Origin of the sequence: Anoxybacillus sp. CHMUD (genome assembly GCF_013096965.1) — a bacterium.
In the GTDB taxonomy this organism is placed as follows: domain Bacteria; phylum Bacillota; class Bacilli; order Bacillales; family Anoxybacillaceae; genus Anoxybacillus; species Anoxybacillus kestanbolensis_A.
Window position 1 is genome coordinate 103,486 of sequence record NZ_SDLG01000004.1, and the last position, 14,422, is coordinate 117,907.

14 protein-coding genes and 1 pseudogene are annotated in these 14,422 nt (G+C 39.4%); 2 read left to right on the top strand and 13 right to left on the bottom strand.

Annotated features, from left to right (window positions below):
- Window positions 1–4 precede the first annotated feature (4 nt).
- The 3 genes and pseudogenes from menC to ETB99_RS04265 all read right to left on the bottom strand — a co-directional run bounded on the left by menC (window position 5) and on the right by ETB99_RS04265 (window position 2,775).
- Window positions 5–1,126, bottom strand: coding sequence for an o-succinylbenzoate synthase (gene menC / locus ETB99_RS04255; RefSeq protein WP_171700029.1), 1,122 nt, complete (start codon window positions 1,124–1,126; stop codon window positions 5–7).
- 64 nt (window positions 1,127–1,190) lie between these two features.
- A pseudogene (locus ETB99_RS04260) lies at window positions 1,191–1,835 on the bottom strand (sugar ABC transporter permease); the annotation flags it as partial.
- Between the two features lie 40 nt (window positions 1,836–1,875).
- Window positions 1,876–2,775 (bottom strand): DMT family transporter, encoded by a 900-nt coding sequence (locus tag ETB99_RS04265; RefSeq protein WP_171699995.1) that lies wholly within the window; start codon window positions 2,773–2,775, stop codon window positions 1,876–1,878.
- Between the two features lie 158 nt (window positions 2,776–2,933).
- Here ETB99_RS04265 and ETB99_RS04270 point away from each other — a divergent pair, with 158 nt between their 5' ends.
- Window positions 2,934–4,277, top strand: coding sequence for a TrkH family potassium uptake protein (locus ETB99_RS04270; RefSeq protein ID WP_171699996.1), 1,344 nt, complete (start codon window positions 2,934–2,936; stop codon window positions 4,275–4,277).
- A gap of 12 nt (window positions 4,278–4,289) precedes the next feature.
- Here the strand turns inward: ETB99_RS04270 and ETB99_RS04275 are convergent, their stop codons facing one another.
- From ETB99_RS04275 to ETB99_RS04310, 8 genes are all read right to left on the bottom strand, one after another.
- Window positions 4,290–5,483, bottom strand: coding sequence for an MFS transporter (locus ETB99_RS04275; protein WP_171699997.1), 1,194 nt, complete (start codon window positions 5,481–5,483; stop codon window positions 4,290–4,292).
- Window positions 5,484–5,585: 102 nt separating this feature from the next.
- On the bottom strand, window positions 5,586–5,882 hold the full coding sequence (locus ETB99_RS04280; protein WP_129000328.1) for a rhodanese-like domain-containing protein: 297 nt from the start codon (window positions 5,880–5,882) through the stop codon (window positions 5,586–5,588).
- An 11-nt stretch (window positions 5,883–5,893) separates the two neighbouring features.
- Window positions 5,894–7,534: a CoA-disulfide reductase gene (gene cdr / locus ETB99_RS04285; protein ID WP_171699998.1), complete on the bottom strand. Its 1,641-nt coding sequence runs from the start codon at window positions 7,532–7,534 to the stop codon at window positions 5,894–5,896.
- Window positions 7,535–7,606: 72 nt separating this feature from the next.
- A complete protein-coding gene (locus tag ETB99_RS04290) occupies window positions 7,607–7,960 on the bottom strand; it encodes a rhodanese-like domain-containing protein (protein ID WP_171699999.1) in 354 nt (117 codons plus the stop codon).
- Window positions 7,961–8,027: 67 nt separating this feature from the next.
- Window positions 8,028–9,179: a toxic anion resistance protein gene (locus ETB99_RS04295; protein WP_171700000.1), complete on the bottom strand. Its 1,152-nt coding sequence runs from the start codon at window positions 9,177–9,179 to the stop codon at window positions 8,028–8,030.
- Window positions 9,163–9,822, bottom strand: coding sequence for a 5-bromo-4-chloroindolyl phosphate hydrolysis family protein (locus ETB99_RS04300; RefSeq protein ID WP_171700001.1), 660 nt, complete (start codon window positions 9,820–9,822; stop codon window positions 9,163–9,165). The genes ETB99_RS04295 and ETB99_RS04300 overlap by 17 nt, the downstream gene beginning before the upstream one ends.
- Before the next feature lie 493 nt (window positions 9,823–10,315).
- A complete protein-coding gene (locus tag ETB99_RS04305) occupies window positions 10,316–10,945 on the bottom strand; it encodes a PEGA domain-containing protein (protein ID WP_004890179.1) in 630 nt (209 codons plus the stop codon).
- Between the two features lie 206 nt (window positions 10,946–11,151).
- Entirely contained in the window at window positions 11,152–12,393 is a 1,242-nt protein-coding gene (locus tag ETB99_RS04310) for an MDR family MFS transporter (protein WP_077428472.1), read from the bottom strand.
- A 123-nt stretch (window positions 12,394–12,516) separates the two neighbouring features.
- Here ETB99_RS04310 and ETB99_RS15170 point away from each other — a divergent pair, with 123 nt between their 5' ends.
- Complete coding sequence (locus ETB99_RS15170) at window positions 12,517–12,645, top strand: hypothetical protein (RefSeq protein WP_006323191.1); 129 nt, start codon at window positions 12,517–12,519, stop codon at window positions 12,643–12,645.
- Window positions 12,646–12,654: 9 nt separating this feature from the next.
- Here the strand turns inward: ETB99_RS15170 and ETB99_RS04315 are convergent, their stop codons facing one another.
- Together ETB99_RS04315 and ETB99_RS04320 are read right to left on the bottom strand one after the other, a co-directional pair.
- A complete protein-coding gene (locus tag ETB99_RS04315; protein WP_077428473.1) occupies window positions 12,655–13,524 on the bottom strand; it encodes a metal ABC transporter permease in 870 nt (289 codons plus the stop codon).
- Window positions 13,521–14,420 carry a metal ABC transporter permease gene (locus ETB99_RS04320; protein ID WP_064221371.1) on the bottom strand — a complete coding sequence of 300 codons (900 nt, stop codon included), beginning with the start codon at window positions 14,418–14,420 and terminating at the stop codon, window positions 13,521–13,523. Before ETB99_RS04320 ends, ETB99_RS04315 begins: the two co-directional genes overlap by 4 nt.
- Window positions 14,421–14,422: the final 2 nt, after the last annotated feature.

Consider the following 14,422-nt stretch of genomic DNA (forward strand, 5'->3'; position numbering starts at 1 on the left):
ATGCTCATCCTCTCGATTTTTTATATATTTTTGAGCGAACGGTACGCCGCTCGACTTCTGTCAGATTAACGGTGTAACCGATTCCAATCTGTTGCCGAACGAAAATTCGTCCATTGTCAACGGTTACTTCCGGATCAATGAAATCCCGTTCCCAATAATTTGCTGATGCCGCTGTATCCCCTGGGAGAGAAAAATGAGGGAGAGTTGCTAAAGCAATGCTATGTGCTCGTCCAACTCCACCTTCTAACATACCGCCACACCATACAGGAATATGATGTTGTTGACATAAATCATGAATGCGTTTCGCTTCTGTCAGTCCACCGACCCGACCAATTTTTATATTGATCACGCGGCAACTTTTTAACTCAATCGCCCTTTTTGCATCTTCATACGAACAAATGCTTTCATCTAAACAAATCGGCGTTTTTAATTTCGCTTGTAGTTTTGCATGATCGACAATATCATCGACAGCAAGAGGTTGTTCAATCATCAGTAACTCATAGTCATCAAGCGCTTGGAGACGATCGATATCCCGTAGCGAGTAGGCAGAGTTTGCATCCACCATCAACGGAACGTCTGGAAAATGATGACGAATCTCTCGAACAACATTTACATCCCATTCGGGCTTAATTTTTATTTTTATACGTTGGTATCCTTCCGCAAGCGCCTGTTCGATCCGTTTTAATAAATCCGTTATCGGTTGAATACCGATGCTTACGCCAACTTCTACTTCTTTCTTTTCGCCGCCGAGCGCAGAGCTTAACGACACCCCATGTCGTTTCGCAAACGCATCCCAAACGGCTCCTTCAAGCGCCGCTTTTGCCATATAATTGCGACGAACGATCGAAAAACGTTCAAGCAATTCATCCGGATGATGAACGGGAGCTTGGAAAAGAAGGGGGATTAAAAAAGCTTCAAGCATATGCCACATCGTTTCGATCGTTTCTTCCGTATACCAAGGTGCAGCAAACGCAACACCTTCTCCCCATCCACGCACACCATGTTCATCAATTACTTCAACTAACAGAACCGGTCTTCTTTTCATCGTTCCGAAGCTTGTCGTAAACGGTGATTTCAATTCCATTTCTAAGTATCGTAAAATGACTGTATTTATTTGCACATATATCCCTCCAAACATCATTATACAACAAATAAAAAAGCCGACCGCATAACGATCAGCTTTTTTACTTTTAATTTGTTTTTCGTTTTCGACTTGCAATATCAATCCAGACAGCTAAAATTAAAATGCTTCCTTTTACAATATATTGCCAAAATGTTTCCATACCTAATAGCGACATCCCGTTATCAAGCGACGTCATCACCATCGCACCGATAATCGCGCCAATAATTGTACCGGATCCTCCCATCAATGATGTTCCCCCGATGACGCAAGCAGCGATCGCATCAAGTTCGTACATTTGACCGGCTGAAATCGTTGCTGAAGATAAACGAGCTGTTAAAACGAGCGCAGCAATTGCTGAAAGTAATCCAGTAAAGACAAATAGCATCATCGTATGACGTTGAATGTTAATTCCAGATAAACGAGCTGCTTCCGCATTGCCACCGATTGCATATACATGTCGACCAAATGTCGTTTTCGTCGCAATAAATGAGAAAATAAGCGCTAGTGCAATGACAAAAATAATAGGGAACGGAATTCCTTTATAACTATTCATCGTAAGAACAAAAGCTAAAATCAGTATACTAATAACAAGCAGTTTGGCCATCTCAAGCGGCAATGGCGAAACAGTAAAACCGTATTGTTGCCGTGATTTACGCTTACGAAACGTAGAAACAAATAGAGAAACAATAGCGATTACCGCAAGTACAATATTATCAAATGAAAGAAAAATAAACATCTATTTTCATGATTTTTTACGATGGAGGGACGATTTTTCGTTTCCCTAAAACGAGGACAGTCACAATAATCAATATGCTCCCTATCGTTTGATAAAAACCAAACGATACTTGTAAAAATAACATGGAGGCAACAATAGCTGACAAAGGCTCTACACTAGATAAAATGCTCGATTCTGTCGGAGATAAATGCCGAACGCTCTCAACAAACAGTAAAAAAGCCAACAATGTGCCACATATGACAATAAAAGAAATAACAATCATTGTTTGAAAATCAAGTGTTACAAACGGAGCAAAGAGCGAATCGACAGCTGGGATGATAGTCACTCCTCCGATCACCATTGCCCAGCCAACAATGATAAGAGAATTCCACTTTTTTAATAATTTAGCTGAACAAATTGTATAAAATGCAAGAAGCAATCCGGATACCATTCCCCAAAAAAACGAAAGAAAAGATATATTTAACTCTCTTAATTTTCCATTTGTCAATAATAGAAACGTACCGCAAATAGCTAAAATAAGCGCACTCCAAACGGGGACGGACGGCCGTTTTCGGTCACGCATAAAAAAATATAAGACAATATAAATAGGCGCTAAATATTGCAGTAACGTTGCGGCAGCCGCATTACCATATGCGATGGAAAGAAAGTATGTATATTGTACACCGAGCATTCCTACTAGACTAAATAAAATAAGCAACATCCAACTACTCCGATCACGCCAAATGTGGAACAGAGGAACACCTCGAAACGATGCAAAAGCTAATAGACAAATCCCTGAGATCATCATCCTCACACAAACAAGCCATTCTGTCCCTACATGTTTTTGTTGGAACACCCATTGTGCCGCTGTTCCTGAGAGTCCCCACATCGTTGCCGCGACAATGACCATCCATAAACCTTTTCCGCGCTTTGACATTATCCTCAACCTCTCATTCGTATATATCCCCATTATAAAAAAACGAAAAATTTTGTAAATACAAATGTTTCTTGATTGAAAAAACAGACTTGCATTCTTTTTCACCATTTGCCAAAATCAAAATATGTTTAAATGAAAACGTGTGAGGGAGTAAGGCTGTGAAAGTTCGAAAATTGTCTCGCCTATCTACCGTTCAGCTTATTGTCCTGTTTTACTTTTTAGCTGTTTGCATATCGACATTTTTACTATGGCTTCCTTTTTTTCACCAACCTGGCGTCAAATTAAGCTTTGTTGACGCATTATTTACCGCTGTAAGCGCCATTAGTGTCACAGGACTTACCGTCGTGTCAACAGCAGATACGTTTAATGTACCTGGTATATTTGTGCTTGCTTTTATTCTCCAATTCGGCGGCATCGGCATTATGGCGCTAGGAACGTTTATTTGGCTCATGTTTGGCAAAAAAATTGGCTTTCGTGAACGCCAACTCATTATGACCGATCAAAATCGTTCGACGTTTGCTGGATTAGTGAAGTTAATGAAGGAAATTTTAACACTCATTATTACGATTGAAATAATTGGGGCAATCGTTTTAGGTATATATTTTCTTCGTTATTTTCCATCATGGGAGGAAGCGTTTTTTCAAGGCTTCTTTGCGTCTGTGAGTGCAACGACAAACGCTGGATTTGACATTACAGGACAATCGCTTATCCCATTCGCTAATGATTATTTTGTTCAAACGATACATATGGTTTTGCTCATTCTAGGGGCGATTGGCTTTCCTGTGCTCATTGAAGTAAAAGAATTTTTATTTCATCGTCAAAAACAGCAATATCGTTTTTCACTTTTCACAAAATTGACGACCGTCACATTTTTTCTGCTTGTTTTATTTGGAACATGGGCAATTTTACTAATCGAGTGGAATCGTTTTTTTGTTAATAAAACATGGCATGAGGCGCTTTTTTATGCGTTATTTCAATCGATTTCCTCCCGTAATGGCGGATTGGCAACAATGAATGTCGCCGAATTTTCTGAACCGACCTTACTTGTTTTAAGCGCATTGATGTTTATTGGAGCGTCTCCAAGTAGCGTGGGAGGGGGAATTCGAACGACAACGTTTGCGATTATGGTGTTAACTATATTCTTTTATGCAAAAGGGAAAAACTCGATTAAAGTGTTTCAACGTGAAATTCATCATGAAGATATATTAAAATCATTTATCGTGTTCGGAACAGCTTTCATTCTTTGTTTTTTAGCGATTGTGCTTCTTTCTTTTTCAGAGTCTTTTACAATGATCGAAATCGTCTTTGAAGTATGCTCCGCCTTTGGAACAACAGGCTTATCGATGGGCATTACATCCGAACTGAGCACATTTGGAAAACTAGTGATTACTGCATTAATGTTTATCGGACGGATTGGTATTTTATCGTTTTTATTTCTTATTCGTGGCAACAATCAAAAAGAAACGTACCATTACCCAAAAGAACGCATTATTATTGGTTAAGGCGAAGGAATTTTATACCCCTTCGCCTTTTAACATGCTCTCTTTTTTGCGAAACATTGTGTACATAATGAGTAGAAACGATAATAGTCCAAACAAAACAACCATATGTTCCAGTCCGATCGTATCTAACAAAAATCCAGAAGCTAACAAGACCACTTGAAATGTCACGCGATCAAACATATTTTTAAATGAAAAAAAGCGACCGTGATACAATTTCGGAACGCTCGTTTGAAAAATCGTCGCGATCATCGGAAAAAAACAACCGACGCATATGCCAAACAATCCAAATGAAACGAGCGAAACCCATTTGACATGAGCGAAATATAAAGATAATTGTGTAAAAGCAATAAAACATGTTAATCCATACATCCATTTTACGTATGTTTGTTCACGAGCGATATATTTAATGAGGAAGGCCCCAAATAAAAAACCAACGCCTTCAATCGTATATAACCACCCTTTAATCGAAGGGTCATTTTGTAATTCACTAATATTGATGACCATTAAATTGAATCCCCCAATAAATAACTGCGGTACAATCGTTAAAACGACAGCCGTATAAACAACAGGCAATACGCGAATGATCGGGAATATGTCTGTAAATCGTTGTTTTTCTTTTGTATAACTGCTTATGTCTCTCTTTTCTTCTTTTATATCAATAAAAAAAGTAAGTAAAAATAATAAACTGTATGCGACTATTGCGCCAATATATAACGTTTGCAAACTTGTAATCATAAGGAGAGCACCACCAAAGGCGGTACCAGAAATTCGTGATAACGCTGAAATATTCATATGCATCCCATTGATCGTCATGAGTTGTTTCTCATCCCGCACAACAAGTGGGATGATTGCTTGCAACGTCGGGAAATAGAAAGCAGCTGCGACTTGAATGGAGATCATAAAACATATCATGAGAAAAATAGATTCATATTTTAATGCAAACAGCATAAAAATAACGCTACATACACGACCGATTCCGGCGTATAAAAGAATACGTTTTTTTGCATATGTATCAATCCACTTCCCCGCGATTGGACTAACAATCACACTAGCAAGCAATCCCGAAAATAAAATAAGCGACTTTACAAAGTCAGATGGGACATGCTTTTGCATGAATTCTAAGTTTCCGATAATCCCAAGCCATAAACCAATCCCAGCAATAAACTCACCAATAAAAATAAGAATGACATTTTTATCTTTCCACATATGTATTCCCCTTCATTCCTTTCTATCTTCCAATACATGTATTTTATTGTACAATAAAACGATGCCAAATGCATAAAAAATAAGACTGGCATACCACCAGTCTTATTCCACGTCTCCTTCCCAATTCATCATGCCGCCTACCATGTTTTTTACATGGAAGCCGCGTTCAGATAGCCATTCGCACGCTAATGCACTTCGACCGCCAGAATGACAAACGACGATATACGTTTTGTTTAGATTTAGTTCGTTTAAACGAGCAAATAGTTGCCCGAGCGGAATATGACGTGCGTCCGGAATTTTTCCTGCCGCTACTTCGTGTGCTTCCCGAACGTCTAGCACTTCGACATTTGCTTCATGACGTAGCGTATCTGCCTGTGTCGGTAAAATGTTTTCAAACATACCTACTCCTCCTACTTCACACTCGAGTACAATTTATAACCACCGTCTAAATTTTTGGCTTCAAAGCCATGTTCTTTTAAAATACGAGTAGCTAAATATCCGCGCAAGCCGACTTGACATGTCACATAAATCGTTTGATCTTTCGGTAATTCATGGAGGCGGTCGCGCAAATCATCAAGTGGAATGTTGATGCTTCCTGGAATTGCTCCTCTTGTTTCTAATTCTTTCGGTGTGCGAACGTCAATGAGCAATCCACCGTTCGCCACAATATTATCAATTTCATGCCATTGCACCGTTTCTACCATACCATCTAACACGTTTGACGCTACATATCCAGCCATATTGACTGGATCTTTTGCTGATGAAAACGGTGGAGCATAGGCCAATTCTAAATCTGGTAAATCATATACTGTCAATCCACCTTTTATCGCTGTGGCAATAACGTCAATACGTTTGTCCACGCCATCTTGTCCGACTGCTTGCGCTCCATAAATGCGACCTTGACGATCAAAAATTAATTTTAACGTCATTTGTGTTGCGCCTGGATAATAACTTGCATGGCTCATTGGATGAACATGAACGACTTCATAGTCGATGCCATGGTGTTTTAATATTTTTTCGTTCAACCCTGTCGCTGCTACGGTCATATGAAAAATTTTAGCGATTGACGTGCCGAGTGTTCCGTTGTACTTCACATCGTGGCCATTAATGTAATCAGCAACAAGCCGCCCTTGTCGATTCGCTGGCCATGCGAGCGGAATGAATGTTTCAAATCCTTGAATGAAGCTTTTCACTTCAATGGCATCACCGATCGCAAAAATGTTCGGATCAGACGTTTGTAAATGTTCATTCACTTTAATGGCACCACGAAAACCAAGTTCTAATCCTGCCTCTTTCGCCAATTGGTTTTCTGGCTGGACACCAATGGCTAAAATAATCATATCTGTTTCAATCGTGCGCCCACTTTTCAACACAACGCGCCGTCCTTCGTTTTCAAACGCTTGTACGCCATCTTCTAAAACTAAGTCAACGCCGTGTTCCTTCATATGTGTGTGCACAATCGCTGCCATCTCGTAATCGATCGGCGCCATCACTTGATTTGCCATTTCTACGAGCGTCACATGCACACCGCGTTCTGTTAAGTTCTCGGCCATTTCTACCCCGATAAAGCCTCCACCGATAACGACAGCTCGTTTCGGCTTTTCGTTATCCACGAATGAACGAATACGATCCGTATCTGGCACATTGCGCAACGTGAAAAGCGCTTTTGCCTCATCTATGCCTGGAATTGGTGGGACGATTGGTTTTGCCCCTGGCGACAAAATAAGAACATCATACGGTTGTTCATATTGTTCATTTGTTCGTAAATGTTTTACCGTTACCGTTTTTCGCTCACGATTAATACTCGTCACTTCACTTAAGTTACGCACATCAATACGAAACCGTTTTGACATGCCATCAACCGTTTGAACAAGCAACTTGCTTCGTTCTTGAATGATATCCCCAATGTAATAAGGGAGCCCGCAGTTTGCGAATGAAATATATTCACCGCGTTCAAACATAATGATTTCATCTTTTTCGCTTAACCGACGCAAACGTGCCGCAGCGGAAGCACCTCCAGCCACACCACCAACAATGACGATTTTTCTCATTGTATATCCCCTCCATATACAAGTACGTGTAACCGTATTATAACAAACAACTGCTTCATAAAGTTTGAACAGTTAGTGACATTTTACCATATTTAACTCATTTACATGCTCTTGCTCTTTTATATAATATCCTTCTACTGAGAAATGATAACGTCTAAGTAAACGGATCGCGACATTTTTCTCTAGATTGCTTTTTGCAATGACAATCACTTGACGATTCGGAATGGTTTGATAATAACGTTTTAAGTACGCAACCGGAATGCGGAGGGCCCCATTCATTTCGTCTGCCTCATTGTAGTCACGTACATCAAGCAACGTCACATGTTCATATGATGATAAAGACGTCAACTCTTTGACACCACGAACAGGTACATAGCGATAATATAAAGCATATAGCACGAGCACACCGATTACTATATAAGTCATGTTGTCTTACCTCCCTTTCACATCATACCCTAACAGGTATATAAAATCAATAAAAAAAGAGCTGATTTTATTCAGCCCTTTTTAGTGTAAGCAACCTCTGTTTTAATTGTTCTTCCATTTCAACAAGCTCTCGTTCCACTTGCTGACGCTTCATGCGCCCTTCTTGTTGAATTTTCAATGTTTCTTCAAGTGTTTCTAATAAATTTTCTTGCGTCTTTTTTAACGTATCGATGCTAACAAGCCCTTCTTCATTTTCTTTTGCTGCTTCAATCGTATTAATTTTTAACATTTCTGAGTTGCGTAACAACAATTCGTTCGTCGTTTTTGTTACCGCTTTTTGTGCTTCTACTGCTTTCTTTTGGTGGAGGAGCGTTAGTGCGATAACAAGTTGATTTTTCCAGAGTGGAATGGCTGTTAAAATGGACGATTGAATACGTTCAACTAACGTTTGATTGACATGTTGAATGAGCCGAATTTGCGGTGCCGTTTGAATTGTAATTTGTCGACTTAATTTTAAATCATGAATCCGTTTTTCAAGCCGGTCAGCAAATTGAATCATATCATTGACTTCTTGCACATCCATTTGATTTTGTGACTGTAATGCCTTTTTCTCTAGCTCTGGAATCGTTTTTGTTCGCAGTTGCTCTAATTTCAACTCCGCTGCAGCGATGTAAATGTTTAAGGCATCAAAGTATTCTTTATTTTTTTCATATAATGTTTCTAACATCATAATGTCACGAAATAACATTTGACGATGTTTCTCAAGTTGATCCGCGATGCGATCAATTTCCACACCAAGTTTTTGATATTTAGATAAAATATGTTGAACGGACTGTGTAACAGATTGAAGCATGCGAGCTAAGAAGTTTTTTTTAGTCATTGTCAATTCTTCTACATTAACTTCTCTCATTTTAATCATAAGCTCATGAATGACTTCCCCAACAGGTCCAACATCTTTCTTTTGCACATGATTTAAAATCGAATGGGAAAAGCGTGACAACTCCGCTTGCGCTGCTACTCCATATTGTAAAATAGCTTGATGATTGCGCGGATCAATTTGCTCAGCAAGTGCTAACGCTTTCTGTCGATGCTCTTCTTTTAATTGATCAATGAGACGCGGAGATGATGGATTGACGCTTGCTTCTGTCACTTCGCCAAATGGATTGGCAAGCAACGAATCGATCGAACTTGTCCAAAGCATTTCATCGTTTTTGCTCATGCTTTTTCTCCTCCGTCACTGTTATTGTATGTTTTGTTGGTAAAGAAAAGGGATCGTCTGATGCAATCGTATGTTTCACAAGCTTTACTTCCGTCTTTAAATCAAACAAATCTTCTTCAAGCATGTCCAACAGTTCATTTTCCGCTTTCATTAGCGCCAGATCAAGTGCTTCCTCTGCTTCCCTCATCGCCTGTCGAATCTCCTCACTTTTTACGGGTTGTTTTGTTAAATAAATATATTTATCAATAATGGTAACAATGGAGTCCAATGTTGTGTTAAAAAACGGTTGCGCGACAGCGAGACGATCTGGTTGCTTTTCGACAATTTCAATTATTTTTTGACAAATGGAGTACAAACGGGAAAGTTTAGAAAACATCGGAACCGAACGAATTCTCCACAAACTTTGTCCGATTCTCCGAACCTTTTTTTTCGCATCTTTCAATCGCTCGTCTTTAAAATCATGCAATCGATCCTTCTTTTCTTTTTTCTTCATGTAAACGGAATACATCACTCCTACACTTACACCAATCAAAAATGAAATGAAAAAAGGCAAACGAAATGCAAGCAGCGAGATCAGAGCACTAAATAAACCGATATTCCATGATACAAACCATCGCCATATTGTTCGAATGAATCGTTTCATCGTTTTCCGTTACAGAAAACTTACAAGACTTTATAAGAAACTTATAAAAGTCTATGTTTCCTTCCTTGTTCATCACGCCCGATTTCGCGAAACGCTACTCTCGTTTCTTTGGCGCTCCGAAGTCAAGTTTCTTGATGTTTTCCGTTTTTCTGTAACGGTATTCACCTCCCTCTGTTTCAACTTTATTCTTTTCGTACTTCCGCAACAGTCCTCGTCTTTTGCTTATTGTTGGGCAGAAGCATGACTTTGTACGTGCGAATCATCTTCTCCCAGCCCCTTTTTGACTTTTTTCACATAAAATGATCATCAGATTTTTATAAAATTTTTATAAATATTTATACATTTATCATGAACAGTCGAAAGCCTCCAATCGTCTATGTTCCTTTATTTTACTATGATTTTTTATGAAATGAAAATGATGACTATATTACGTACGAACGAGAAGATATGTTTCGACTTTGACAAAAAAAGACGCAACATGTCGTTGCATCTTTTAGTTCGAATCGAAACGAACGATACGAATCCGCTCTCCTCCAAAGAGCGATATTTGCTTCGTTTGTTCTCGTTCATCTGTCACCATTTTCACTTCATATAGGCCTGGAACATACTCTCCTACTTTCACTAACGATGCATTCGTTTCACCGACGTATGTGTCGTTAATCAAAATACGAGCCCCTTGCTCGTTCGTTTGCACATATACATGATACAGCGTCGGTTCAAATTTGTACGTTCCTTGCGACAATTTCATTAAAAAAATCGGCGGAGTTGACGTTAATCCTTTTATGTAAACTCGATCATCTTTTTGTTGCGCTAACTCTTTCCTTATTTGGTCATAACCCTCTGGATGTTTACGTAAATACGCAAAAAGTGGTAAAAGTGACGCCTTTTCTTCTAATGGAGCATCAATGAACTGTTTCAACGTATTCATATCTTCTTGACGTAACGCGGTGATGAATTGCTCAATTACTTTCTGTTCACTCGTCTCTTGTTTCGCCACTCCCCATGCACCGACGACACACGCGCTTACAACGAATAATAAACATACAAAAACAAATCGTTGTTTTCGTTTTCGTCGTTCGCTTCGTGTCATCGCTTCTTTTTGTAATCCCCCTTTTTCATTCACACGTATTTCCCCTCTTTTCTCATATTTACATCATCATATGTATGAGAAGAAAAGGGAAAATATGAGAAAGAGAAGGGGCTACACACCATATATGTACATCACGGTGTGCGCCTTGTCAACGATAACGTCACAACTTCCCAATATGCCTACTTTTTCTTGCTTGTGTACCATTTTACAAACAGGCTTTCCATGCCGAATGAGAATAATCATGCACGCTTTCCTTCCATCATTTGAAACATAACAGCATACAACCATGCGCTACATACGGCAAGTAACATTAAAATAAAAAACGTCCAATGATACGCAAAAGGAAGCGTCAAAGCGAGTGGAGCCATCATGCGCCCAAGCGTAAAACGTAGGCTCGCTGCAGCAAAATATTGTCCACGCATATGCTCGGGTGCCAATTTAGCAACAAACGTTTGTTGTAAACCGACTGTCATCAGTTCTGCTAGCGTAAATAAAGCAATTAAAAAGATCATCATCCATAGAGATGTGGTTTGACCAAAAAGAAAAATGGCGATTCCGTAAAAAAGTGAAGAAAAGACAAACACCCATTTTTCTTTATAGTTTTCCATCCACTTCGTCACAGCTACCGTAAATAAAGCAACAAGCAATCCGTTTTCCGCAATCAGAACACTAAACGCCTTCTCCCCGCTCAACGAAAGCGACCAATGTCCGACAGAAAATAACGTTTGTTTTGAAACGACTTCCTTTATGTAAACAGGAAGTAAAATGTCGAGTTGCATAAACGTTTGTGCCACAAGAATACCAGCAACAATAAATAAAAGAAACGTACGATCTTTTACGATGAGGCGATAATTGTTTAACTGCTCAATAAAAAACATATACCATGTTCCTGTTGTTTTTCTCCATATCGGTGCTGTTTCATCTAAATAAATAAAAAGAACAATCGCAACGATCGCACAAAACGTCCCTGCGATGAGAAGTAAGAAAAACTGGTGTTCAGGATAAAATACTCCTCCAAGGAGTGGACCGATGACAACCATGATGTTATTCATCGTATAAAATACAGCAAACACGCGACTTTGATCTTTTTCTGAAACAACATCTGCAACCATCGCCTGACTTGCAGGCCAATAAAGTGAGCCGCATACGCCTACGAGGGCAAAACAAATAAAACTCATCAACGGTGATGAGAATAACGGAGAATTGGATAGTGCAAATAAGAAAAAAGCAAGCGCTTGTCCACACGCTGCAAGCACCATCATCTTCTTTCTTCCAAATCGATCAGCAAAATACCCTCCAAGTAAATTAGCAATTACCGAAAATAATTGCGAAATAACAAGCAATACACCTGTTTTTTCTCGACCGAATATGCCAGAAAAATAAATAGCGATAAAAGGAAATATCATCCAAAAAGTAACTCCAACGAGTGATTCCCCAATTAAACGAATACGTAAGTTTCGATCCCAATCTCGTATTCGCATCGTATCCCCCCTCCCAAACAATTATTTTGTTATTATACCATTTTCGCACAAAAATTTCGCTAATAAAAAGATTGACAAAAATACAGAAAAGTAAAAAAATAAATTCAAAAGGAAGTGAGCACTGTGAAAATAGTGAAAAATGTTATCGTTTCATACGCGACGGTTGTGACCATTATTGCATTACTTCCTGCTTTTCTAGTCACAAATGATGTAAGTATTATTGATTCGTTTCTTTCCGCAATAAAAGACTAAATCTCCTGCCTAGGCAGGAGATTTTTTCAGCCATTTCCGCAATAACCCATGTTTTGGAGCGATCCATAATGAAACAAAGAAGATGACACCGGTCGATACAGCAATTGCTCCAGAAATAGAGACGTTGAATGCTGTCGCTCCCACGTAGCCGATCACCGATGCCAATACACCGATAAAAGCACTACATATAAGCATCGTGCTAAGTCGATCCGTCCATAAATAAGCTGTTGCACTCGGTACAATAAGCATCGCTACAACTAAAATGGCACCAACACTATCAAATGAGGCAACAGTCGTTAACGACAACATCCCCATTAATACGTAGTGAATCAGCACGACCGGAATTCCAAGCGTAATTGCCATTTCACTATCAAATGAGCTAATTTTTAATTCTTTGTAAGCAAAAACAATAACGAATATATTGATCGCTAAAACAAATCCAAGCAACCAAACGGCTTTCGGTCCAATACTTCGTCCGCCAACTTCCAGCACATCCCACGGCACAAATGCAATTTCACCCATCAGCGCATGTTCGACATCTAAATGAACACGATCTGCGAATAAGGAAATGAGGGCAACCCCGATCGCAAACAAGCATGTAAACACAACCCCGATGGCTGCGTCACTTTGCACCCCCTTTTGATGCAACAATTGGACGAGAAATGTTGTTAGCAATCCGACAAGCAAAGCGCCGATGAGCATAGACACCCCTTGCAGTTGATGGCTTACCATATACGCCCCCACAATTCCTAGCAATACGCTATGACTGATCGCATCAGAAAGCATCGACATTTTCCGTAATACAAGAAATGTACCGACTAATCCACAGTTAATCCCGACAAGAGTTGCAGTAAGCAAAATCCAAATCGTATAACTCATAACTGCTCCCCTCGCTCATACATTAGTTGTTTCACGCGCAATTTTTTTCTTTCTACATGTCGACGAATGATTTTGCTACATAAACCACGTTTCGGGGCGAATAAAAACGAGAAAAGAAACAGAGCCGTCGCAAAAATAATAACGAGTGGACCGGTAGGCACATAAGCAATCAAACTCACATATGCTCCAGCAACTCCAGATAAAGCACCAAATACGCCAGCTAACAATGTCATCCATCCGAGTCTTTCAGTCCAATATCTTGCAGCTAACGCCGGCGTAATGAGTAGCGCAGACATTAACACAACGCCCACAGCCTGTAAACCAATCACAACAACCGAAACGATTAAAAACATAAGCACACCATTCAACAACGACACAGGTATACCGATTCCTTGCGCAAATGCTCGATCAAATGTAATGATTTTGAACTCTTTGAAAAAAAAGAGGATCGTTATAACCATTAGTACAGCCGTTATGGTTAAAACGTTCACATCATTTCCAGTTAACGATGCTGCTTTTCCGAACAAAAAGTCATTGATCCCGCTCTGATTTCCACCTTCATGTTGATTAATCCATGTTAATAGCACAATGCCTAAACCAAAAAATACAGACAATACGATGCCAATGGCAGCATCTTCTTTAATGCGCGTATGTTTTACAATAAACTGAATAAATACTGTTGCCATATAACCTGAACAAGCAGCACCAATTAAAAAAACGAGAAGCGATTTTTGTCCATAGAAGAGAAAAGCGATACAAATGCCTGGTAACGCGGCATGTGCCATTGCATCCCCTATTAAACTTTGTTTCTTCAGCAAGGCAAACGTGCCAATCATCCCACTCGCCAATCCGAGCAAAGCCATGCTTGTAAATACCCATTGAACATTAACATCCATTT

Excerpts from the sequence above, each read along its gene's own strand:
- cdr (WP_171699998.1), bottom strand. The coding sequence starts at position 7,534 with ATGAGAAAAATCGTCATTGTTGGTGGTGTGGCTGGAGGTGCTTCCGCT.
- ETB99_RS04280 (WP_129000328.1), bottom strand. The coding sequence starts at position 5,882 with ATGTTTGAAAACATTTTACCGACACAGGCAGATACGCTACGTCATGAA.
- ETB99_RS04310 (WP_077428472.1), bottom strand. The coding sequence starts at position 12,393 with ATGCGAATACGAGATTGGGATCGAAACTTACGTATTCGTTTAATTGGG.
- ETB99_RS04320 (WP_064221371.1), bottom strand. The coding sequence starts at position 14,420 with ATGGATGTTAATGTTCAATGGGTATTTACAAGCATGGCTTTGCTCGGA.
- ETB99_RS04315 (WP_077428473.1), bottom strand. The coding sequence starts at position 13,524 with ATGAGTTATACGATTTGGATTTTGCTTACTGCAACTCTTGTCGGGATT.
- ETB99_RS04295 (WP_171700000.1), bottom strand. The coding sequence starts at position 9,179 with ATGAGCAAAAACGATGAAATGCTTTGGACAAGTTCGATCGATTCGTTG.
- ETB99_RS04265 (WP_171699995.1), bottom strand. The coding sequence starts at position 2,775 with ATGTCAAAGCGCGGAAAAGGTTTATGGATGGTCATTGTCGCGGCAACG.
- ETB99_RS04275 (WP_171699997.1), bottom strand. The coding sequence starts at position 5,483 with ATGTGGAAAGATAAAAATGTCATTCTTATTTTTATTGGTGAGTTTATT.
- ETB99_RS04300 (WP_171700001.1), bottom strand. The coding sequence starts at position 9,822 with ATGAAACGATTCATTCGAACAATATGGCGATGGTTTGTATCATGGAAT.
- ETB99_RS04290 (WP_171699999.1), bottom strand. The coding sequence starts at position 7,960 with ATGACTTATATAGTAATCGGTGTGCTCGTGCTATATGCTTTATATTAT.